The 17570-nt window shown below is 61.3% G+C and carries 17 protein-coding genes; 2 read left to right on the top strand and 15 right to left on the bottom strand.

Annotated features, from left to right (window positions below; genetic code table 11):
• Together ACZ6WW_RS21610 and ACZ6WW_RS21605 are read right to left on the bottom strand one after the other, a co-directional pair.
• Positions 1 to 642 carry an ankyrin repeat domain-containing protein gene (locus tag ACZ6WW_RS21610; RefSeq protein ID WP_465276025.1) on the bottom strand — a complete coding sequence of 214 codons (642 nt, stop codon included), beginning with the start codon at positions 640 to 642 and terminating at the stop codon, positions 1 to 3.
• Positions 643 to 857: 215 nt separating this feature from the next.
• Positions 858 to 2399: a catalase gene (locus tag ACZ6WW_RS21605; protein ID WP_465276024.1), complete on the bottom strand. Its 1542-nt coding sequence runs from the start codon at positions 2397 to 2399 to the stop codon at positions 858 to 860.
• 197 nt (positions 2400 to 2596) lie between these two features.
• Between ACZ6WW_RS21605 and ACZ6WW_RS21600 the strand changes: the two genes are divergently transcribed.
• Positions 2597 to 3157, top strand: coding sequence for an NUDIX hydrolase (locus ACZ6WW_RS21600; RefSeq protein ID WP_465276023.1), 561 nt, complete (start codon positions 2597 to 2599; stop codon positions 3155 to 3157).
• A 173-nt stretch (positions 3158 to 3330) separates the two neighbouring features.
• The gene (locus tag ACZ6WW_RS21595) at positions 3331 to 3693 is read left to right on the top strand and encodes a hypothetical protein (protein WP_281849916.1); all 363 of its coding nucleotides are present in this window, start codon (positions 3331 to 3333) and stop codon (positions 3691 to 3693) included.
• Between the two features lie 72 nt (positions 3694 to 3765).
• Here the strand turns inward: ACZ6WW_RS21595 and ACZ6WW_RS21590 are convergent, their stop codons facing one another.
• The 13 genes from ACZ6WW_RS21590 to ACZ6WW_RS21530 form a co-directional block, all read right to left on the bottom strand.
• Entirely contained in the window at positions 3766 to 4761 is a 996-nt protein-coding gene (locus ACZ6WW_RS21590) for a DJ-1/PfpI family protein (RefSeq protein WP_465276022.1), read from the bottom strand.
• Between the two features lie 84 nt (positions 4762 to 4845).
• On the bottom strand, positions 4846 to 5838 hold the full coding sequence (locus tag ACZ6WW_RS21585; protein WP_465276021.1) for a GlxA family transcriptional regulator: 993 nt from the start codon (positions 5836 to 5838) through the stop codon (positions 4846 to 4848).
• A gap of 101 nt (positions 5839 to 5939) precedes the next feature.
• A complete protein-coding gene (locus ACZ6WW_RS21580; protein WP_281849920.1) occupies positions 5940 to 7277 on the bottom strand; it encodes a hypothetical protein in 1338 nt (445 codons plus the stop codon).
• Between the two features lie 338 nt (positions 7278 to 7615).
• Positions 7616 to 7921, bottom strand: coding sequence for an STAS domain-containing protein (locus ACZ6WW_RS21575; RefSeq protein WP_281849921.1), 306 nt, complete (start codon positions 7919 to 7921; stop codon positions 7616 to 7618).
• Positions 7922 to 7950: 29 nt separating this feature from the next.
• Complete coding sequence (locus ACZ6WW_RS21570) at positions 7951 to 9126, bottom strand: methyl-accepting chemotaxis protein (RefSeq protein WP_465276020.1); 1176 nt, start codon at positions 9124 to 9126, stop codon at positions 7951 to 7953.
• Positions 9127 to 9140: 14 nt separating this feature from the next.
• A complete protein-coding gene (locus ACZ6WW_RS21565; RefSeq protein WP_465276019.1) occupies positions 9141 to 10238 on the bottom strand; it encodes a protein-glutamate methylesterase/protein-glutamine glutaminase in 1098 nt (365 codons plus the stop codon).
• A 100-nt stretch (positions 10239 to 10338) separates the two neighbouring features.
• Positions 10339 to 10986, bottom strand: coding sequence for a chemoreceptor glutamine deamidase CheD (cheD, locus tag ACZ6WW_RS21560; RefSeq protein ID WP_465276018.1), 648 nt, complete (start codon positions 10984 to 10986; stop codon positions 10339 to 10341).
• Entirely contained in the window at positions 10983 to 11861 is an 879-nt protein-coding gene (locus ACZ6WW_RS21555; protein WP_281849925.1) for a CheR family methyltransferase, read from the bottom strand. The genes cheD and ACZ6WW_RS21555 overlap by 4 nt, the downstream gene beginning before the upstream one ends.
• A gap of 3 nt (positions 11862 to 11864) precedes the next feature.
• Positions 11865 to 13589: a methyl-accepting chemotaxis protein gene (locus ACZ6WW_RS21550; protein ID WP_465276017.1), complete on the bottom strand. Its 1725-nt coding sequence runs from the start codon at positions 13587 to 13589 to the stop codon at positions 11865 to 11867.
• Positions 13590 to 13625: 36 nt separating this feature from the next.
• Positions 13626 to 14150: a chemotaxis protein CheW gene (locus ACZ6WW_RS21545; protein WP_465276016.1), complete on the bottom strand. Its 525-nt coding sequence runs from the start codon at positions 14148 to 14150 to the stop codon at positions 13626 to 13628.
• A 627-nt stretch (positions 14151 to 14777) separates the two neighbouring features.
• Positions 14778 to 16751, bottom strand: coding sequence for a chemotaxis protein CheA (locus ACZ6WW_RS21540; RefSeq protein ID WP_465276015.1), 1974 nt, complete (start codon positions 16749 to 16751; stop codon positions 14778 to 14780).
• 4 nt (positions 16752 to 16755) lie between these two features.
• Positions 16756 to 17118, bottom strand: coding sequence for a response regulator (locus ACZ6WW_RS21535; protein ID WP_281849929.1), 363 nt, complete (start codon positions 17116 to 17118; stop codon positions 16756 to 16758).
• Positions 17119 to 17140: 22 nt separating this feature from the next.
• A complete protein-coding gene (locus ACZ6WW_RS21530) occupies positions 17141 to 17401 on the bottom strand; it encodes an STAS domain-containing protein (RefSeq protein ID WP_465276014.1) in 261 nt (86 codons plus the stop codon).
• Positions 17402 to 17570 lie beyond the last annotated feature (169 nt).

Here is a 17570-nt window from a genome sequence, read left to right as displayed (position 1 = left end):
TCAATCTCTTGCGCCGAGCCTGCGCAACGCGTTTGCCGATTGATCGTTGCCTTGTTTTAGCGCCACGGCGAGCGCCGTATTGCCGTGCACATCGACATGATCGATATCCGCGCCCTTGGCGATAAGGGCTGGCAGCAGATCGAGACGCCCGAACAGCGTTGCAAAAGACAGCGCCGTTTCACCAGCGTTGTTGGCTTGATCGACCGGACAATGCGCATCGAGTAGCACATGGGCGACTTCCGCGTGACCTTTGTACAACGCCCCCATCAAGGCCGTATTGCCATTGCGATCACCGAGGCAAGCATTGGCGCCTATGCTCAATAGGTAGCGCAGAGCATCGGGCTGATCGTTGTAGGCAGCAAGGACGATGGCGCTATAACCGCTCGACGTTTGATTATCGATCGGATAATGCGCCTCGTAGAGCGCTTGCAGGATATCGGTGCGGCCGACACGCGCGGCATCGAACCATTCCGAATCGTAGCGATGAGCATCGACCCACTGCGCCTGCGGCTTGGGGATGTTCTGTATGTGCTCGGCACGCGCCATCAGGCGCAATGAGGGAAAGCAGGACCACACGCCTACCGCGACTAGTGCAACGACGATAGGGGTAATCACGAACCAGGTTCGGCGATGTCTAAACATGGCCAATACTCCTTGAAGCCTTCGTTAATAGCGGGCGAAACGATAACGGCGCCCCAAAGGCCTCGAAACGTCCCCTACGCGTCATTCCGGCGGAGGCCGGAATCCATTCCTCAGCGCAAACGCTTGCCAAATGCCACCTGACAAGCAGGGACTGAGGAATGGATCCCGGCCTACGCCGGGATGACGATGGAAACTGAGGCCTTACAGGGCTCTCATCAATCCGCGAGCTTTTCGGCGGCAGCTTTCACGCGCGACAGGTCGGCGTGCGTCGCCTTGACTAGTCGCGTGCCATAGTCCGCATCGGCCTTGTAAAAGTACGACAGCATTGCGTACTTATTGGCATCGTTAGTGACCTGGTTGAGGTCGTTGCTGAGTGCCACGATCAGGTCGTTCTTTTCCTGTGCCGGCAGCGCCTTGTAGTACTCGCCTGCTTGCACGAAGTTGCGCGGCTTGCTGATTGCCTGCTGCTGCGTGGTGCCGGACAATTCCGTGCGCACCAGTTTGGCCGACGGGTCTTCGGAGACCTCGTTGATACTGGACGGCTCGTAGTTGATTTCGCCCTTGCGACCGCTGATGCTCATCGCGCCGTCCTGGTCCCCATTGTTCACCGCAACAGCCGGCTTGTTCACCGGGATGCTGAGGTAGTTGGCGCCCAGGCGATAGATCTGCGTGTCGGCATACGCGAACAGCCGGCCCTGCAACATGCGATCTTCCGATGCTTCGATACCGGGTACCATGCGCGACGGCGCGAACGCCGATTCCTCGGTACTTTCGAAGAAGTTGTCCGGCACGCGATTGAGCGTCATCGTACCGATCTTCTGCTCCGGCACGCCCGGCCATATCTTGGTGTCATCGAGCGCATTGAAGTCGAACTTGGCTAGATCCTTAGGCTCCAGCACCTGGATATACAGGTCCCACTTCGGGTGATCGCCTGCCTTGATGCTCTTGTAGAGATCATTGGTGTAGTGATTCCAGTCGGCGGCAAGAGAGGCCGACACTTCCTGCGGCCGCAGACTATGCAGACCCTGCCGGCTCTTCCAGTGGAATTTCACGTAATGCACCTGGCCCTGTGCATTGACCAGCTTGAACGCATGCACGCCGAAGCCATCCATATGGCGATAATTGTCCGGCATGCCTTCGCTGGAGTAGAGTCGTGTCAGCATCGCCGTTGCCTCGGGCGTATGCGCGAAGAAATCGAAAGCCAGGTTGGCATCCTGCACGCCAGTTACCGCGCTCGGCTTGTTCGCATGCACGAAATCCGGGAACTTGATCGCGTCGCGGATAAAAAAGATCGGCATATTGTTGCCTACCAGATCCCAATTACCTTGCTGCGTATAGAACTTGATCGCGAAACCACGCGGGTCGCGCGCCTGCTCCGGGGAGCCACGAAAGTTCATCACGGTGGAGAAACGTGCGAACACCGGCGTGCTGGTACCGGGCACGAAGACCTTGGCCTTGCTCAGCGACGAAATATCGGCGCTGGGTTCGAACACGCCAAATGCGCCGGTGCCACGTGCATGCACGACACGTTCTGGAATACGCTCGCGATCAAAACGCTGCAGCTTTTCGATCAGACGCGAGTCCTGCAATAGTGTCGGGCCATTGGGGCCAGCGGTTTGCGAGTTCTGGTTATCGCCGACGGGAATGCCTGCGTCGCTGGTCAGGTGGGCATCCTGCGCACTGACCGCAAAAGCTATGCTCAATGGAAGCGCCAGCAGAACACTAGTGCGAGCAAAGTTTTTTTTTGTGGTTTTCATGAACCATCCTTATCGTTGGGGATACGCCGGAGCGCACCGTATTAGCCGTCATTGGCCGGAAACCAGTCTAATTGATTCTTCGCATAAGTCCGATAGCTCATCGCTATAACGTGACAGGCTACGCACCTGACAACGATTGAGCGATCGGTGCAAGACAGTCATCATGGCGAATGCCGAATAACGCTCAAGGACTTTGCATGAACACATCGACGCAAGCTATTCCCGCCGACGCCAATGCGCCGGTCGAAATACTTTTCCAAGGCCGTTGGTTGAGTCTGCGCAAACGTGGACGCTGGGAATATGCCGAACGCAACAATCCCGGCGGCGCGGTCATCATTCTGGCGGTGACACCGGAGGACAAGGTGCTGTTCGTCGAGCAATATCGCGTGGCGATTCAGAAACACACCATCGAAATGCCGGCTGGCCTGGTCGGTGATCTAGCCGATCAATTGGACGAAGGCGCCATGCTCGCCGCCAGTCGAGAACTGGAAGAAGAAACCGGCTATCGCTGTGAGCGCGTGGAATTCGTGCACGAGGGCCCGTCATCGTCCGGCATGAGCACTGAGATGATCACCTTCGCCCGCGCCCATGGGCTGACCCGGGTCGGACCCGGTGGTGGCGATGAAAGCGAGAATATCGTGGTGCACGAGGTCCCTCGCACCGAGGCCGGAGCGTGGCTGTTCGCGCGGGCACGCGAAGGCTACTCGATCGACCCCAAGCTGTTTGCCGGACTGTGGTTTATCGATCACAATCAGTGAGTTGGGATCACCATCTTGATAGTCGGGAGTGAAAGCGGCGCGCCAATCATGCGACTGGCGCAAACCTGCTTCTCACTTCCGGCAACTCTTCGCTAAAGTCCTGACACTTCCTGCCGATCTCATGAGAGACCCCGCCTACGCGGCTAACTTTTGACTTTGGAGGAAGTCTGCCCATGAAGCGCTTCATCGTTTCCGCCGCCCTGATTCTGGCACCACTGGCTGCCCATGCTGCCTGCGCCCCTACCGATTTCGCCATCCAGGATTTCAAGATGAAGGCCACCGGCTCCGGCCAGGGCGTTCGTCTGAGCTTGAGCGGCCAGCTTGTCAATCACTGTGCCGAGGCCGCTGCCGCGCAGGTGAAGATCGAAGCCAAGGACTCCGACGGCAAGGTTCTGCAAGCCAAGCAGGGCTGGCCGGCCGGCACCACGAACATTGCACCGGGCCAGTCGGTCGAATTCGACCTGGGCCGTTTGTTCCGTTATCAGACCGACATGCAGAACTACACCGTCGGCGTCACGGACGTGCGCACCTGGTAAGTGTTGTTGCTGTATGGCTGTTCCGCGAGAATATTCAGGCCCCGGATTCCGGGGCCTTTTTTTGCCCGGCGCTCAGCTCGACGCGGTCTGGATCGTCACTTCCAGATCGTATTCCTTCGCCGAGGAGCCGGGCGTGGTCTGGAATTGCATGGTCACGTGGCGGCCTTCCTGTAATCGGGTCCACCGATAGGTATTGCCTTCGCGCGTCCAGCCAGTGATGCCATTGACGCCCTTGCCCATGCGATCGAGCAAACCCTTGGCATCGGTGGCCGAGCTTATGTGATAACGCGCCTGCCATTGAGTCTCGTCGCCAAAGGCGCTGAGCTGATCGATCTTCATATCCTTCGGCCATTGCACTGCATCGTGCAGTTCGGCGGGAATGTAGCGATCGGCCATGCGCGAGCGCACGAAACCGCCGTCGCTTTTCCAGTCGTATTCCAGATGCATGGCGACGGTCTTGGCCTCGTCGAGGCCGTGCAACCGGGCCACCACATGCAGAGCCGCGTCGATACCCGAGGACAGCCCTGCCGAGGTGATCACCTTGCCGTTATCGGCCCAACGCACATCCTTGATCACATCCACCTTGGGGTAACGCTTGGCCAGGCTGGCGATGCTCGGGTTGAACGTGGTCGCCTTCAGGCCATCGAGAACGCCCGAGCTGCCTAGAATGAACGCCCCCGTGCACACCGAAAGAACATAGTGCGAGCTGTCTGTGTGCTGGCGAATGAAGTCGAGAATGCGCGGGTCTTTCTGCGCATCGCCTGTATCGCCGCCCGGCACCAGCAGCACGTCAAACTGTGGCGCGTTGGCAAAACTCGCGTCGGGCGTCACGGTAAGCCCCATCGCCGTCTTCACCGGTTTGCCGTCGGGCGACAGCGTCACCACGCCAAAACCGGCTGTACCGAAGACTTCATAGGGACCGGCGAAATCGATGATCTCCACGCCGTCGAACAACACGATACCAACCCGGACCTGCGGTTGCGTATGCGCCTCGTGCTCGGCCAGCACGGGCAACGCGAAAAACGCCGCAAACAGCAACACGAAAAGACGGAACGAAAGCCTGCGCATACCTGACCCCTTGGCAAGAAACGCCGGCACGATACGAAAAAACCATACGCAAATGCGGACGCGCAGCACGCCTATCCGGACAAATCAAACGGTGCCGAAACGCTCGCGGTAATCGCGTGGCGACACACCCAGCTGGCGTGCGAAGGCGCGACGCATGGCCTCATCGGAAGCGAACCCGCATTCGGCAGCGATGCGCTTGATCTCCTTGGCCGTGCTTTCGAGCAAAGGCTTGGCCGCTTCGATGCGCTGCTGCTCGACATATTTCTGCGGGGTTGTGCCGAACGTGGCGTGGAACCGACGCGTGAACTGACGCGGGCTGATATGCAGACGCGCCGCCAACAAGTCGATATCCAGACGCGCCTGCAGATTCGCCGCGATCCAAGCCGCCAGCTGCTCGAACTGATCGGGCAGATCCTGGGCCTGCAACTGGCTGCTGAACTGGCTTTGTCCGCCCGAACGCTTGCTGGCCATGACCATGCGCTTGGCCACCTTCAGCGCCAGCGCATGGCCATGATCGGCAGCCACCATCGCCAGCGCCAGATCCATGCCGGCGGTGATGCCGGCCGACGTCCAGACCTCACCATCGCGGGTATAGATCGCATCGGACTCGACGCGCACCTTCGGATAGCGCGTGCGCAGCTCGTGCAAGTCGCTCCAGTGCGTGGTGGCTTGGCGCCCGTCCAGCACGCCGGCTTCGGCGAGCAACAGCGCACCGCTGCATACGGATGCCACCCGACGGACTCGCGCGGCACTGAGCCTCAGCCACTCGACCAGGGCCGCATCGGCGCGTGCGCAGTCCAGCGCGTCACCCATGCCGCCGCAGACCAGCAAGGTGTCGGTGCTATCCGGAAGCGACGCGCAGGGCATATCCGGCAACAACCGCATGCCGGCGGCCATCGTAATCGGCTCGTCGCGCATAGCTACGATGTGCAGGCGATACAAGGGCCATCGACCGGGATGGTCGTCCTGCGCCTGGCGGCTGGCCAGTGCAAACACTTCGAGCGGGCCGCTGATATCCAGCGACTGTGCGCCTGCGTAGACCAACATGCAGACGATCTTGGGCGATGCTTCTTGCATGGTACCGAGCCAGCCTGGGTGGCCGGTACGGTAAATGGAAACCACCACAATCGCCAACCGGCAATGCCTCGCCACCGGGAGGTGGCGAGGCATTGGTCAGATTACTGTACTTCTTCGACCGACTGGTCACGCTCGATCTTGTAGACCTTCTGCGGTGTATCGGTCTTGAGCAGTTTCAGACGCTTGACGCCGGCCTGCTTGCAGACATTGACGCCATTGGCGAAGACACCACCCTGGTTGCACTTCCAATTGTAGAAATTGGCAATGCCATCGGCCAACTGCAGGCTGTAGTCGGTGCTGAGCGCACCGGCATCGAACGGATGGCCAGCCATTTCGTTCTGGAACCAGCGCATCCATTCCTTCGAACCGACCGGCGGCGGGTTGGACTGGAAGCTCGGATTCAATGGCGCCAGCTGCGGACTCTCGGCGGTCATGTGGCAGCTCATGCAGGCGCTGACCGGGTTGTCCACCGGGCCATCGAGGCGGCCGTTCCAGCCTAGATGGGTCGGCGGCAGCTCCGGCTTGGCATTGATGGCGGTCTGCTTCAGATCCGGATTGATCTTGGTCACCGTCGGCTGCTTGTTGGTATAGGTGTCCTGGTTGTTTTCCGGATCGTTACCCCACATCACGCCCACCGGAACCAGGTTGTCCCAGCCCGGCTTGCCGGTCTTGGCACCGTTGTACTGGAACGTGCCGAAAATCCAGCCGGTCCCCGGAATGCGCGAGTCACGCACCGCAAAGTCCATCTGGATCAGGGCTACCTCCTTGACCGAGCGATCGGACGAGTTGAAGGTGTTGGTGATGTAGGCCTGCCACAGCACCGGATTGACCAGGAACGGCACCTGCTTGAGGTCGACGTCGGCGAACAGCGGCTTACACACCACCGTACCGTCGTGGAAGCTGTTGGGCTGAGTGGTGTAGGTGGGGTCCGGGTTCTGCGGGTCTTTCCACACCTCGCCGAAGGTAAAGCCACCGATATCGTTGTAGATACCCACGGCGTACGTCTGGCCGGTGGTGGTCTGGGTCGGGGCCAGCTGCTTGACCTGGATCTGCGCTTCCTTGGTCAGGCCGTGGATGCCTTCACGACCCAGGGGACCGTAATGCTGCCAGGGTGCGTGATACCAGGCGCGCACCTTGTTCTTTTCGACGTACCAATCGTTCTCGACATTGCCTTCCAGGCAGTAAGCCTTGACGGCTTCGGCATAAGGGCGCCATTTTTCAAAATCGTTGGTCAATGGACTGGGCAATAGCTTGAAAAAGGCTGGCGGCACCTTGCTGGGCAATGCCTTGGGGTAGTTCTGACTCAGGGTGAAAGTCGGCCCCTTATAAGTCGATGGGGCTTGATAACCATAATCGGGAAACGTGCCTGCATTTGCGCTGCCCACTAGCAACGTTAGCGCAGCGATAATGCCCAGAGCACCGCCTTTAGCGAGTTGCATAATCCACCTCCTTGAAGCATTGAATTACTCCTCATGCCGCCATTACGCGGCACACCGGGTTATCCGGAAAACAGCCAAGCCCCGGATCGGCCAAAAGTGATCCTCCGGCAATGACGCCGGCCAGAACAAATAATGATAACTACCGAAATCCCCAACCGACCGAATGCGCCGGCCTTGCATCGGCTCGCCTTTGTCAGCGAGCAGTCGATTACCCTAATGGCGGGATAGTAGATAAAGGCGGCAATAAAAGAAATAGACGAGTCGACAAAATAAAAAAAGGCCGGGGCACGTCCCTGTCGACGATACCCCGGCCTCAACGCACAAAATGTGCAATACGATTAATGCAGTACGAATAACTTGTCGAAACCGGCCACTCGCAGGGTGCCCCGCAATTCGGTGCCGGCATTGACGATACGAATCTCCGCACGCTCCCCGCCGGCATGCTCGCGCAGCAGCAGAAGCATGCCCAGCGCGGAACTATCCATGCTGTTCACCTCGCCCAGGTCGATCACATAGCTGCGTGCCGGCGCCTTGACGCCCAGGCAGGCGTCGTGGAAATCCCGATGCACGGAGAAATCGAAGTTCTCGCCCATCTGCAAGGTCAGGCAGTCCAGCTCGGTATCGTGATGAATGGTCAGGCTCATGGCTGTAATGCCTCTCAAAACAAATCGGTTTAGAACAATTCGATCTCGCCGGCGTCCATCGTGCTCTGCAAGGCAGGGCCACGCGAGCGCAGCTTGGCTTTTTCGCGCTGCACGGCAAGCCGTGAGCGCACTTGCTGGGCACGTTCGGCCAGCACATGGGCGTCGATCGGGTCGCAGGCCAGCGCCTCGATATCGCGCGTGCACTCGGCCGTCACTTCCTGCAGCTCGACCAGTCGGGTACGCGTCTGGTTGAGCAGCTGGCTGAGAATGTCTTCGAACTGCAGCGAGCGGATCGTGGTCGACACGTCGTTACCCAGGCCACGGTTGATCTCGACAACCTGGTCGGCAACCACGCTGGTGCGCGCGTCGCTTTCGGTCACGTGGGCCATCATCGCGTCGATACCGCCCTTGGCCGACAGCGCCACGTTCAAGTCCTGGGACGCCATCGTGCCGACCAGCTCGCGCAGGTGGTCCATCGCGGCGCGGGCGCGCTCGACGTGGCTGCCGATCTGTTCGTTGAACTGGTTGGAGTTGCTGGCGAGGTTGCGGATTTCGCCCGCAACCACCGCGAAACCACGGCCGGATTCGCCTGCCCGCGCCGCTTCGATGGCGGCATTCAAGGCCAGCAGGTTGGTTTCTTCGGCAATCGTGTTGACGTTCTTCAACAGGCCGAACACCGCGTCCATTTCCTTGGCCATGCCGTCGATGCGGTAGACGATGCGCAGGCTCTCGCGCGACAGCTGCACGATCAGGCCGACGAAGTGCTCCAGCAGGTCGCCGGTGCGTGCGGCAAAGTCCTGCACCGACACGCCGCCGTTCTGCACATCGATGATCTGCTTGAGCAGCGACTGCTGCATGCCGGTCTTCTGCGACAGGCCGTCAAAGCCACCGCCAAGTTCCGAGACCGCGTCGCGCAGCAGGTCCATCGCCTGATGCAGTTCGCGCGAGGCGTGGCCCATTTCGTCCACGAGCGCGCCACGCACGTCTTCGAGTGCCTCGCGTACAGGTGCGGAATCGATGATCGGGGCTTCGGTCACCACCGGAGCGTTGCGCCGCGTCTCGACGATCCACACTGCCGTGAGCGCGATGACCAGCACCGGCGCCAACCAGGCGGGATGCCAGAACAGGCAGAGCAGCAACGCGGCCGCACTGGCGACAAAGCCGTACAGTGGCCGCGAGGCGATCGATGAAGGAATGACTGACATGGGCTTGTCCGAACTCAAGTGACCGCGCGGGCAGCGCGGGCGACGGGTTGACGCGCCATCTCAAGGAGGCGCGCAGCGATATTTTCCAGGGGCAGCATTTCGCTGGCGGCGCCCATCTTCCAGGCGGCGCCGGGCATGCCCCATACGACCGAACTGGCCTCGTCCTGCACCAGCGTGGGAGCGCCGCATTCGCGCAGCTCGGCCAGGCCACGTGCGCCGTCGTCGCCCATGCCGGTCAGCAAGGCGGCGATGGCCGGCGCGCCGACACTGGCGGCTACCGAACGGAACAGCACGTCGACACTGGGTTTATGACGATTTACCGGCGGCCCGTTGTGCAGACGGCAGACGTAGCGTGCGCCGTCCCACATCACCAGCAGATGCTGGCTGCCCGGTGCGATGTAAGCATGGCCGTGCTGGATGGGCTGGCTATCGCGCGCTTCGCACACGCGCATTGCCGAGCAGTTGTCCATGCGCTGGGCGAACGGGCCACTGAAAGCGGCCGGAATGTGTTGCGTAATCAGGATCGGCGGCGCATCCGGCGGCATCGATTCGAGTACGACGCGGATGGCTTCGGTGCCGCCGGTCGACGCACCGATCGCGATAATGCGTGTACCGCCCCTCGAATCGGCAGTCTGGGCGCGCGGCAGCACGGCATCCGCGCTCAAACGCGGCGGCACGTCCAGCTTGCGTACGGCACTGCGCATCTTTGGCCGTGCCAGGGCGGCCAGCTTCACCTTGGCGCAGATTTCCTGCGCACCCTCGGCAAACGTACTAGCCAGGTCATTGCTGGGCTTGGTGAAGAAGTCGACCGCACCCAGCTCCAATGCCTTGAGCGTCACTTCGGCGCCTTGCTGGGTCAGCGAAGACACCATCACCACCGGCATCGGGCGCAGGCGCATCAGGTTTTCGAGGAAGGTCAGGCCGTCCATGCGCGGCATCTCGACGTCCAGCGTCAGCACGTCGGGCTCGAGCTGCTTGATCTTTTCGCGCGCGATCAACGGGTCGGCGGCCACACCCACCACCTCGATCCCCGGATCGCAGGCGAGCATGGTCGACAACAGTTTCCGCACCAGGGCGGAATCGTCGACGATTAGTACACGCACTCTAGCCATTAATGCTTACTCGCCTTTGCCTTAAGAGGTGAAAACGTCTCGAAGAACCGGGTCTTGCATGGCGAATGCGAGCCTTTCCTCCTCGCCTCGCCGCCCTTTCCTAGAACAGCTCCACTTCTCCCTTTATCGGATCGTTTGCCAAACGCTTGAGGTAATGCTTCTCGGTGTCGACCAGGCGACTTTCCTGCAGCCCATGCATCAAGCGCACGCGCACGCGCCCGGTCTGCGGGAAATACTGGACCTGGCGCGGATGCACGTCGCCGACATCCTCGGCCACCAGATTGAGCTTTTCCGTCTCGATATAGCGGCGAACGAAGGCGATATTGCGTCTACCGATATCGGTCATCTGCGCCAACACGCGGCCACCGCCAAAGATCTTCACTTCAAGATCGTTGCGATGCCCGCCGGCCTTCAGGATGCGGTTGATCAGTTGCTCCATCGCGTCGTTACCGTAGCGCGCGGCGCGACTGACCGTGGACGACCAGCTATCGCGGTCGCCGACCGGCTCGGGCAACATGAAATGGTTCATGCCGCCGATCTGACGCTGGCGGTCGCGAATGCAGGCCGATACGCAGGAGCCCAGCACGGTCGAGATCATTTCGTCCTGATCGCTGACGTAGTACTCCCCCGGGAGGATTTTCGCGGTCATGCATGACTGCGTCGGATCCCAATACCGACGTACATGTTCGAAGCCGGGCAATACGTTCTGTGCCGCGGCAGGTCGGCGACTGGCCATGACTTCGCTCATGTGTCGCGCTTCCGGTAGATCGTGCGGCCGACCAGATCGAAGTCGTCGCTCAGACCATACATCGACTCCGAATGCCCGAGGAACAGATAACCGCCCGGGGGCAACAGGCTCGCATAGCGGGCGAACAGGCGCTGCTTGGTCGGCTTGTCGAAATAGATCACTACGTTGCGGCAGAAAATCGCATCGAACGGCCCTTGCATCGGCCAGTCGTGCAACAGATTCAGCGGTTGAATGGTCACCAGTTCGCGCAAGCGCGGATGGACACAGGCCAGGCCTTCGTAGGCGCCTTCGCCGCGCAGGAACCAGCGCCGGCGACGCTCAGGGCTGACGCCACCGAGCTTGTCCACCGAATACACGCCCTTGCGTGCTGCTTCCAAGGCCTGCGGCGACAGATCGGTAGCGAGAATTTTCGCGTCGATATGGCTGCCGTGCTGCTCGAGCGCCTCGGCCAGCACCATCGCCAGCGCATACGGCTCTTCGCCGGTGGAACAACCGGCCGACCAGATCCGCAGGCGATCGTCATGACGCTTTTTCTGCTGCAACCACAGCGGTAGCTGCGTTTCGATCAGAAAGTCGTAATGGTGCATCTCGCGAAAGAACGAGGTGACGTTCGTGCTGATCGCACTGGCCAGCTCGCCCAACTCGCTTTCCGGATCGCGCCGCAGGATCTCGCAATAGCTGGCGAATTCTTTCAGGCGCAGCGCACGCAGACGGCGCAACAGACGCCCCTGGACCAGCTGACGCTTATGTTCGCCAAGCGAGATGCCGCAATGCTCCAGCACGAACTCGCGCAGGAAACGAAACTCCGCATCACCCAGGCTCGGTCCACCGATGCCCGCATTGGCAACGCTTTCATCGGTGGCCGGCACGGACATGGCTTAGAACTCCTTCCACACACCGCTGTCGGCGGCTTCAGCAGCGGCCGCACGCGCAACGGGCCTGGCCGGCGCACCGCTGCGCACAGCGGCAAATACGGCTTCGGTCTCGGCGGCAACAGCCGTCGTGCGCGCCTTCTGCGTGGGTGCCGGTGCGTAGTCGGCATCGTCACCAAGCTGGAAGAAGCCCACCTGACGTGTCAGCTCGGTGGCCTGCTCCTGCATCGCGCGTGCGGCGGCAGCAGCCTCTTCCACCAATGCGGCGTTCTGCTGGGTCATCTCGTCCATCTGCAGCACGGCGTGGTTGACCTGATCGATACCGGCCGACTGTTCCTGGCTGGCCGCGGCGATTTCGGCGACGATGTCGGTCACCTTCTTCACGCTGTCGACGATCTCGGCCAGCGCCTTGCCTGACTGATCGACCAGCTCGGAGCCGGTGCGCACCTTGGCGGCACTGTCGTTGATAAGACCCTTGATCTCCTTGGCTGCACCCGCGCTGCGCTGCGCGAGGTTGCGCACTTCGGTCGCCACCACCGCAAAACCGCGGCCCTGTTCGCCCGCACGTGCCGCCTCGACCGCGGCATTCAGCGCCAACAGATTGGTCTGGAACGCGATTTCGTCGATCAGACTCACGATGTCGGCGATCTTGCGGCTGGAGGTATTGATCTCGCGCATCGCGCCGACCGCCTGGGCGACCACTTCGCCGCCGCGCTCGGCCTGTTCGCGAGCACCGCGGGCCAACTGATTCGCATGGCTGGCGTTCTCGGCGTTCTGTTTCACCGTCGAGGTCATTTCTTCCATCGACGAAGCGGTTTCTTCCAGGCTAGACGCCTGCTCCTGCGTGCGCTGGCTGAGATCGTCGTTACCGCGCGAAATCTGCTGCGCCGCCGTGCTGACCGAACCCGAGCCGTGGCGTACTTCATTGACGATCGTGCTCAAGCGCTCATCCATCGTACGGAAGGCTTCGAGCAGCTTGCCCAGCTCATCGGTGCGATCGACGGTGATCTTGTGGCCCAGCTTGCCGTCAGCAATGGCGTGCGCAATGCCCACCGTGCGGTTAAGCGTGTTGATGATCGAGCGGATCACCAGGGCGGCGACAAGCAAGGCGATAAACAGGCCAGCGATCAGGGACGTCAGGCTCACCGCACGAATCAGCTTATAGCGCGACACCTGCTGCTCGTAGATGCTCATCGCTTCGGCGCGCTGCAACTCGTTGAGCTTGGCCATGCGTGCCTGGCGGTCCATCAGCATCGGGCGGAGCTGCATTTCCAGGATATCGGCTGCGCTAGCATCGCCCTGCTTGAGTGCATCGAGCGTGTCCTGCTTGGCCTGGTTATAGTCGGCATCCGTCTCATGCATCTTCTTGTATTCCTTGGCGATGACATCGCTCATCGGAATCTCGTCGAAGCGCTTGCGCAGATCTGCAAAACCTTCCTGCAGCTTGTCGTACTCGGCCAGCTTCTGTTTCAGCGCGTCGGGCTTGCTGACCTGGTTGGCCGCTTCGCCGAGCACGATGAACGACATCAGCGCCTGCTGTCCGATGCGGCTGAGCAACTGTGCCGGCACCACTTCCTGTTCGTAAATCTGCTTCATGCCGTCGTTCTGCAGGCTCATCGAACCCAGGCCGATCACGGCGCCGCCGATCAGCATCACCGCGAGCAAGCCCATGACGCCGTACAAGCGCATGCGAACCGATAAGGAAGGGAGTTTGAAAGTGAACTTCTTCATTGCTGATCCAATTGATGACCGGAACGAGGAACTGCGTTAAGCCACGGCTTTTACGTCGGCGACCGCGGGCAAGGCGGCCTCGAGCATCTGCGCATCCTGCGGCTGCAACAGCTTGTCCACGTCCAGCAGCAAGACCATGCGCTCTCCGGCCGAGGTCAGTCCCTTCAGATATTCGGTGTCCACGGCCGTACCCATATCGGGCACGGGTTTGATCGAATGGGCTTCGACATCCAGCACGTCCGAGACGCCGTCGACCACGACGCCGAAATGACGTCCGGCGACCGTGATGATCACGGTGACGGTCGTGGCGTTGTATTCCTCGCGTGCCAGCCCGAAGCGCAGGCGCAGATCGAGCACCGGCACGATCGCGCCACGCAGGTTGAGCACGCCCAGCACATAGGAAGGCGCTTGCGGAATGCGCGTCACCGGGGTCCAACCGCGGATTTCGCGTACGGCCAGAATGTCGATCGCGTATTCCTCCTGGGCGAGGTTTACGGTGAGGTATTGCGTGACGGCCGATTCAACGGCTTGGACTTGAGACAGGCTGGCTGTTTGGCTCATATGCATTCCAGGACGGGACCCCTCTATGTATGGGGTATCGGCAGGGGGGCGGGGAGCTTGAACGCGTGCGGGGAGTTTTTTTGCGCTTTTTTGGCCGGGGGTGCCGACTCCCACTCTCTCGCGCCACCTCACCTTCGTCATTCCGGCGTAGGCCGGAACCCAGTGGCGCCAGTGCTCGGTTCTTGCCTGGGTGTTCGGGCGATCTGGCCGCTTACGCAGCGGGCGTTTCGAACGCCTGCCGGCGTCCGAGTCACTTTCTCTTTGCTGGCCCACGCTTGCGCGTAGCGCATGCGAACGGCGAAGCCGGCCCGGAGGGCGGAGGACCTTTAGGTCCGGAGTAAAGAGAAAGTAACCAAAGAGAGAATGGCCTTTAGAGCCAAGGCTCTGAGCAGCATTGAGAGATACAACCGTTCGTGCCGCCTACTCGAATCGATAGGGGACACTTCTGGCGCTTCTGAGGTGCGCCGGAGCTGTGCGCGAGGCGTCGTGGCGGTGAGGACTTAAAGCGTTCATCCTCTCACCCTTGCCTACCCCTCTCGTCATTCCGGCGCAGGCCGGAGGCGCTTTTCAACAGCGAAGCTGGTCATCCATGCCTCAGCGCCTCCGCTTGCGAAGCCTTGTCTGAACTCAAGCTGCCTTCTTACGCCCCTGCATACGTACCAGGCCAAGCACATCCACGATCAACGCCACCGAACCATCCGACAGAATCGTTGCGCCGGAAATGCCGTTGACGCGGCGGAAATTGGCTTCGAGCGACTTGACGACGGCCTGCTGCTGGCCGATCAGTTCGTCGATAAACAGGCCGACGCGCGAACCTTCGCCTTCGACGACAACAACCAAACCTTCGTCGATCGTCGTGCGCGCACCGGCAATACCGAACACTTCGTGCAGGCGAATGACCGGCAGATAGCCGTCGCGGAAACGGAACAGCTCGCCGCCACCGGCCACGCTGCGGATGGCATCGCCGCGCAGCTGTATCGACTCGACGATCGATACCAGCGGCACGATGTAACGCTCATCACCGACTGCCGCAGTCAAACCGTCGATGATCGCCAGCGTCAACGGCAGGGTGATGGTGAAGACCGTACCCTTGCCCTCGGTACTGCGGATGGCGACGGTGCCGCCCAAATCCACCACGTTGCGACGGACCACATCCATGCCTACACCGCGACCCGATAGATCGGTGGTCGCCGCGGCAGTGGAAAAGCCCGGCTGGAAGATCAGCTCGGCAACGGCGTCGTCACCCAGGTTGTCGCCCGAGGCGATCAGGCCGCGCTGGATGGCCTTGTTGATGATGGCCTGGCGATTGAGACCCGCACCATCGTCGCTGACTTCCACCACGATCGAGCCACCGCGATGAAAGGCTTCCAGCCGCAGCGTGCCGGTATCGCCCTTACCCGCAGTACGCCGACGGTCGGGTGACTCCAGACCATGGTCGATCGCGTTGCGCACCAGGTGCACCAGCGGATCGCCGATTTTTTCGAGGACCGTCTTGTCCAGCTCGGTCTGCTCGCCGACCAGATCCAGCTTGACCTGCTTGCCGAGCTTGTTGCTCAGGTCGCGCACCAGACGCGGGAAACGGCTGAAGACCGAGCCGATGGGCAACATGCGGATGCCCATCACACTTTCCTGCAAAGCGCGCGTGTGACGGGCGAGTTGCGCCAGGCCCTGACGCAGATGTTCCAGGCGCGACATATCGAAGTCGTCGCGGAACGGATCGAGCATGGACTGTGTGATCACCAGCTCGCCGACAAGATCGATCAGGCTGTCGATCTTGTCGATACCGACACGTACCGAGCTGGTTTCGCTATTTGTAGTCGCCTCGCGGACTGCGCGCGGCGCCGCTGGTGTTTCGTTTGCTGCGCGCGCCGCTGTGGGTACGGCGGCGGTAGCCGGCGCAACGGCGAGCAACGGTTCGACTTTCAGGTCGCACTCGTCTTCCACCCAGTCGAAGACACCTGTGATGGCCGAGCGCTTCACCGGCGCATGCAAGGTGATGCGCCAGGACAGATGACATTGCGACGGATCGAGCTTGGCCAGTTCCGGCAGCGCATCGCAATGGGCGACCACTTCCAGACGCCCCAGCTCGGCCAGCTCGCGAATCATGCGAATGGGTTCGTTACCACCGGCCAGCATGGTCGGGTGCGGGCGGAAATCGATCACCCAGGCATCGGCCTGGTCGCTGACCTCGGCCTTGGCCGCAACGGCTACGCCGTGTCCCATCGCGGCTGCCAGCTCCTGCCGCACGCTTTCGCTGACCGTGTCCGCCAGCGGTTCGCCGGCCTGGGCACGATCGAACATGCCACGCAGGCAATCGACGGTGCGCAACAACAGCTCGACGATGACCGAGTCGACCGCACGCCGACCGTCACGCAGTTCATCCAGCAGCGATTCGGCCTCGTGAGTGAAGGCCGCCATCTCCGGAAAACCGAAGGTCGCCGCACCGCCCTTGATCGAGTGCGCGGCGCGGAAGATGCCGTGCACCAGCTCCGTGTCGCCACCGTCGTCCAACGACAGCAGCGCCGATTCCATGCTGGCGAGTCCTTCGAGGCTTTCGTCGAAGAAGGTCTGATGAAATTGCGCAAGGCTGACATTGGCCATGGGATTAACCGAGCACGCGTTTGACCGTGGCCAGCAATTGCTCCGGATCGAACGGCTTCACCAGCCAGCCGGTCGCGCCGGCGGCCTTGCCTTCCATTTTCTTGTCGGTGTGCGACTCGGTCGTCAGCATCAGGATCGGCACGCCCTTGTATTCGGTCAGCGTGCGCAACTCGCGCACCATGCTGATCCCGTCCATTACCGGCATGTTGACGTCGGCCAGCACCAGGTCGAAGCGCGAACCACGAGCCGCATCCAGTGCCAGCTGGCCATTCTCGGCCTCGCTCACCTCATGACCGGCGCCGCGCAGGGTAAAAGCCACCATGCCACGCATCGACGCCGAATCGTCCACCGCGAGAATCTTTGCCATCGTCTACCTCGTCGAGCCGGCTTTATGCCGGCAGTTCCAATGTCTGTTCCAGCCCCAGCAGCGCGACTGCATCACGCAGCGGCTCGCCCACGCCCTGCCAGTTCACCTGTCGCCCGGAGGCATAGGCCGCACGGCGAAAGGCCGCCAGCAACTGCACCGCTGCCGTATCGACACGCGTCATGGCCGAGGCATCAAGCGTGCAGGAGGGGTGCTCCAGCGCCGCCATCAACTCGTCGCGCAGCGCCGGCAAGGCCGCCATCCGGCAATCTTCCGGAAGCTGCACCTTTTGATCCGTCGTGTCGCGTGACGCTTTTGTGCTCTTGCCCGCCATGACTGCTAGCTCGCTGCTGTTAGGCTGTCGTTGGTGTGCTTATCGGCGGTCTTGGCCTGGGCTTTAGCGAATTGCCGGGCTCAAGTTATTGCGTCCCCCGCCGATGCAGTGGCCGCAACCC

This window comes from Dyella sp. NPDC103356 (assembly GCF_055584465.1).
Note: the sequence above shows the minus strand (reverse complement) of the source record. Positions and strands in the feature narration are given on the sequence as shown.

What these genes read in the sequence shown, in the direction of transcription:
- ACZ6WW_RS21545 (WP_465276016.1), bottom strand. Translation starts at nt 14,150, where the DNA reads ATGAGCCAAACAGCCAGCCTGTCTCAAGTCCAAGCCGTTGAATCGGCC.
- ACZ6WW_RS21570 (WP_465276020.1), bottom strand. Translation starts at nt 9,126, where the DNA reads ATGTCAGTCATTCCTTCATCGATCGCCTCGCGGCCACTGTACGGCTTT.
- ACZ6WW_RS21605 (WP_465276024.1), bottom strand. Translation starts at nt 2,399, where the DNA reads ATGAAAACCACAAAAAAAAACTTTGCTCGCACTAGTGTTCTGCTGGCG.
- cheD (WP_465276018.1), bottom strand. Translation starts at nt 10,986, where the DNA reads ATGAGCGAAGTCATGGCCAGTCGCCGACCTGCCGCGGCACAGAACGTA.
- ACZ6WW_RS21535 (WP_281849929.1), bottom strand. Translation starts at nt 17,118, where the DNA reads ATGGCAAAGATTCTCGCGGTGGACGATTCGGCGTCGATGCGTGGCATG.
- ACZ6WW_RS21575 (WP_281849921.1), bottom strand. Translation starts at nt 7,921, where the DNA reads ATGAGCCTGACCATTCATCACGATACCGAGCTGGACTGCCTGACCTTG.
- ACZ6WW_RS21580 (WP_281849920.1), bottom strand. Translation starts at nt 7,277, where the DNA reads ATGCAACTCGCTAAAGGCGGTGCTCTGGGCATTATCGCTGCGCTAACG.
- ACZ6WW_RS21555 (WP_281849925.1), bottom strand. Translation starts at nt 11,861, where the DNA reads ATGTCCGTGCCGGCCACCGATGAAAGCGTTGCCAATGCGGGCATCGGT.
- ACZ6WW_RS21565 (WP_465276019.1), bottom strand. Translation starts at nt 10,238, where the DNA reads ATGGCTAGAGTGCGTGTACTAATCGTCGACGATTCCGCCCTGGTGCGG.
- ACZ6WW_RS21590 (WP_465276022.1), bottom strand. Translation starts at nt 4,761, where the DNA reads ATGCGCAGGCTTTCGTTCCGTCTTTTCGTGTTGCTGTTTGCGGCGTTT.
- ACZ6WW_RS21585 (WP_465276021.1), bottom strand. Translation starts at nt 5,838, where the DNA reads ATGCAAGAAGCATCGCCCAAGATCGTCTGCATGTTGGTCTACGCAGGC.
- ACZ6WW_RS21610 (WP_465276025.1), bottom strand. Translation starts at nt 642, where the DNA reads ATGTTTAGACATCGCCGAACCTGGTTCGTGATTACCCCTATCGTCGTT.
- ACZ6WW_RS21595 (WP_281849916.1), top strand. Translation starts at nt 3,331, where the DNA reads ATGAAGCGCTTCATCGTTTCCGCCGCCCTGATTCTGGCACCACTGGCT.
- ACZ6WW_RS21550 (WP_465276017.1), bottom strand. Translation starts at nt 13,589, where the DNA reads ATGAAGAAGTTCACTTTCAAACTCCCTTCCTTATCGGTTCGCATGCGC.
- ACZ6WW_RS21600 (WP_465276023.1), top strand. Translation starts at nt 2,597, where the DNA reads ATGAACACATCGACGCAAGCTATTCCCGCCGACGCCAATGCGCCGGTC.
- ACZ6WW_RS21540 (WP_465276015.1), bottom strand. Translation starts at nt 16,751, where the DNA reads ATGGCCAATGTCAGCCTTGCGCAATTTCATCAGACCTTCTTCGACGAA.